We start from the raw sequence: 4,227 nt of genomic DNA on the forward strand, positions 1-4,227 counted from the left end.
CGAGCGCGCCGCCGGAGAGCAGCATGCCCGCCTGCTGGTTGCTGAGCTGTGCCCCGGTCGCCGTGAGGGAATGTGTCCCCTGCAGCGTGCCGCCGTTGGTCACCGACGCGCTGTTAAACTGCGCGTCGGTACCGGCCATCAGCCCGCTGTTCGTCAGGCTGGCGGCGGTCAGCGTCAGGCCGTTCCGGGCAATCACCCGCCCGCCGGCATCGTTGCTGGCCTGGCGGGTCAGGTTCAGCAGCAGCGCGGTGGCGCTGAGCTCGCCGCTGTTGGCCAGCGTGTCGCCGCCGAGCGTCAGCGTTCCGCTGCTGCGCAGCGCGCCACGGTTAGTGAGGTCTGCCACGCCGAGCGTCAGCGCCGAGTCCCCCTCAACGGTGCCCTGGTTCTGCAGGCTGTCCGCCGTGATGTGCAGGTCGCTGGCCGCTATATTGCCCGCGTTAGAAAACGCAGTGCCGTTCAGGGTGAGCCGGTCGTCCGCCAGCAGGCGTCCGGTATCGGTGTTGGTCAGGCTGAGATAGTCGCTGCTCAGGCTGACGCCGTTGATTTCGCCCTGGTTTGTCAGCGTGTCGCCTTTCATGCGCAGCGTGCCGTCGGTGGTGATAAGCCCGCTGTTAGCCAGCACCGGAACGTTCAGCGTTAAATCCTGCGTGCTGTAGACCGACCCGCCCGCGAGGTTCGTGAGTGACCCGGTCTTCAGGCCGAGCAGGGTGGTCCCCTGCAGCAGTCCACCGTTCTCCACCGAGGCAGCGTCCAGCGCCAGCGTACCGGCAACCAGCGTACCGCTGCTGGTGATGCGCCCGGGGGCCGTCAGGGTCATGCGGTCCGCTTTTGCGACGCCGGACTGGAGGATGTTCTGTCCGCTGAGCGCGATGGCGCTGGCGGTAAGCTCTCCGCCGCTGGTCAGGTCGCCGGTCGCGTTAAAACTCAGCGTGTCACCGGTGGATTTCCCGGCGTGCGCAATCGTGCCCGCCGTCACCGACAAGGCCCCCTTCGCCGCCTGCGTGCCGTTCAGCGCGGCATTCTGCGCCTGCAGAGAGAGCCCCTGCCCGCTCTGCAGATGCGCATCCTGGCCGGTGGTCAGGTCGCCGGTGCTGACGGTTAATGCCCCCGCCGCGTCCGTCTGCCCGTTCAGGCTGGCGCTGCGGGTCGCGGTAAGCTGTACATTGCCCTGGCTGGTGGTGCGGGACGCCTGACCGCTGGTCAGGGTGCCGGCCTGCGCCGTCAGCGCCGTCGCGCCGGACAGGGTGCCGTTCTGTTCAAGCGAGCCTGCGGTCACGTCCATCGCGCCGTCAGCCAGCAGGCTGCCGCCGTTACGCAGGGTCTGCTGCGCCGTGACGTTTGCATTGCCTTTCGCGCTCAGCGTGCCCCGCTGCTCCAGGGTTCCGGCGCTTAGCGCCAGGTTACCGGCGCTCTGCAGGGTGCCGTTATTGGTGACCGTCTGCCCCCTGAGGGTGACGTCGCTGCCCTGCGCCGTGCCGCCGTTTGTCAGCTCTCCTGCATTCACGTCAAGGTGGCCTTTCGCTGCCAGCTGGCCGCTGTTGGACACCCTGTTGCCGGAGAGGGCAATGTCGCGCCCCGCATTCACCTGCCCCTGATTACTGACGGCGCTGCCCGTCAGGCGGACATCGCCCGTGGCATCGGCCCGGCTCTGGCCGTCCATCACCAGCTGTCCGCCGCTCAGGGCCAGATTATCTCCTGCCGAGACCGCACTGGCCGTGGATGACAGCGTGCCGCCGCTGCTGAGGGTCGCGCGGGTATCGCTACCGCTGCGGGTATTCGTCAGCGTGATATCTTTCCCGGCCGCCACGCTGAGCGCGCCTTTGCTGGTGACGCTGCCGCCGCGCTGCGTCAGGCTGCCGTCGGTGGAAAGCGTGGTGTCGGCCTGGCCTGTCAGCGTCGCATCCGCAAGCGCTGTGCCCTGTTTGCTCGTGACGGTTAGCGCCCCGCCCTGTGCCGACACGCCGCCGCCGTTTACGGTCAGGGTATCTTTACTGTCCAGCGTCGCCGCGCCGCGGGAGACCAGGGAGGTATTGCTGAGCGTCATCCCCTGCCCGCTGCTCACCGACAGCGCGCCCGCGCTGTTTGTCCCGCCGCCCGTCGTCTGCACTTTCCCCGCAGCGGAAAGGCGCATATCGCCCTGGCTGGCGAGCGTGCTGTTATTGAGTTCCACATCCTGCGAGCTGGTCACATTCAGCGCGCCCCCGGCCTGATGGCTGCCGTTGAGGACCACTCCCGCGCCATTCGCGGTAATCGAGCCGCTGGCCAGGCTGTTCGTGACCGTCAGTTTCCCGCCCGCGTCCAGCTGAATATCGCCCTGGCGCGCGGTGAGGTTGCCGAGGTTCACCCCCACGCCCGTCTCGCTGGAGACCAGGCGGATGCGGTTGGCATACATCCCGCCGAGCGCGCCGGTATCCACGGCCACCACGGGCGCGGCGCCCTCACCGGCAATCGGCCTGACGCTGCCGTCTGCGCCCACGCGGTTCGCCCCTGCCGTTACCGTCAGGTCGTTCGCATGTATCGCGGCGTTCACTTCCGTCGCGCGCGCAATGATCGACAGCGCGTCGCTCTTGCTGGCATCCAGCCCCTGGCCTTCAACCGTGATGGCGCCTTTTGTCACCTCCAGCGCCTGCAGGTTACCACTGGCGTCGAACTGCGGTTTCCCCGTGGTCAGGGTGACGTTCGGGGTGTTGATAAATCCGCACCCGTTACAGGTGATGCCGTACGGGTTGGCCACCATAACGTTTGCTGCTTTACCGGCGACTTCCGTGTAGCCCTGCAGCTGCGAGCGGCTGGCGTCCGTGACTTCGTTGATAATGCCTTTCGCTTCCCGCCCGGCCTGCAGGTTGGGGTTGTTCTGGATAAGCCCGCCCAGCTGGGTCTGGGTTAAACGGTCCGTGCCGTTATTGAGGATAAGCCCCTCTTTGCCGACGTTATACTCACCGAACTGGTTATGCGAGATACCCGCCCCGTTGGGCGTGGCGATGTTGACGACCGGCACCCCGTTCCCCGCCCGATCGACCGTGGTCTGCCCGGTCGGCGTCAGCGCCGCCGCGACGGCAGGCGCCATCGGCTGCCAGACCATTAAGCCGCAGACAATCCAGCTGATCAGACGCTGCGAGAAACGAACGGGTGGGTGACGGGTATCCATAGTCGTAGAGTCTCTTAAAGCATGAAGGCAATGCGCCAGTTAACGCTCACATGATCCGGGCCGAGCCAGTCGGGGTAGTGCAGGGGCGTGCCGACCGAAATCTGGCTGCTGTACCCGCGCCCTGCGCTGCTCAGCCCCACCGAGCCTCCCCATAACGTGCCGGAGGCAAAGCGGTCCTGACGGTCTTTTTCCAGCCAGCCGCCGTCAACGGCAACCGTTGCGCTCACCGCGCCAATCACCGGGAGGGTGAAGAGGGAATACCCCAGCTCGTTACGCCAGTAGCCGCCGTTGTCCCCGGACAGGTACTGCTCTTTAAAACCGCGCACGGAGCTTTCGCCGCCGAGCGTCAGGCGCTCGGAGCCGTACAGCCGGTCGGGCGACCACTGGCCGTAGGCGCTGGTCAGCCACCAGGCATTACGGGTAATCGGCCGCTGGAAGCTGGCGTTCAGACTCCATTTGCGGAATTCCGCCCGCGGCATATCCCCGGATTTATCTTCGTCGGTTTCGGCACTGAACCACGGCATGCCGTGGCTCCAGGTCGGGTTGAAGGTTGCCACGCCGCCCAGCATCTTTTGCGTATGCGTGATGCCCAGGACCAGGCTGGAGAGGTTGCGCGTGCTGCTCTGAAGCGGCGCGTCGTTAAGCCAGTTGCGGCTGGAGCGCTGAACCACGCCTGCCGCAATGCCGGTTTTGACATCCCCGTTGCGGAAGACCACCCAGGACGCGTTAACGCGGTGGGTTCTGGTATCGCCCGTGGAGAGCCAGTTGAACCCCTGGTTACTGATGGTGGTCCGGTAGTTACTCCAGGCGTAGCTGTAGTCCAGTAATCCGTAGCCAAACGGCACGCTGACGCCCGCCTGGAAATTCTGCGCATCGTACGCGCTGGCAAAATCACTGCTGCGCCCGCCGCTGACAAACCATTTATCCGCCAGCCCCAGCATATTATTGGCGGTGAGCACGCCACTCAGCTGATCTTCCCCGGTACTCTTCTGCCCGCTATTATCCAGGCTTACGGATGCACTTAAGGGAAATTCCGGTTTTGCCGTGAGATTAACGATGGAATATCCGGCCTGCGTCCC

General features: G+C 65.6%; 2 protein-coding genes. Both read right to left on the reverse strand.

Going from position 1 to position 4,227, the window contains the following annotated elements; genetic code table 11:
• A partial coding sequence (locus AC0TNG_RS00175) for a two-partner secretion domain-containing protein (RefSeq protein ID WP_473723525.1) occupies positions 1-3,148 on the reverse strand: 3,148 nt, incomplete at its 3' end.
• A 14-nt stretch (positions 3,149-3,162) separates the two neighbouring features.
• Positions 3,163-4,227 (reverse strand): ShlB/FhaC/HecB family hemolysin secretion/activation protein (locus tag AC0TNG_RS00180; RefSeq protein WP_473712401.1); only part of this gene is annotated, 1,065 nt, incomplete at its 5' end.

The sequence above is a fragment of the Enterobacter sp. PL_is514 genome, assembly GCF_055816715.1.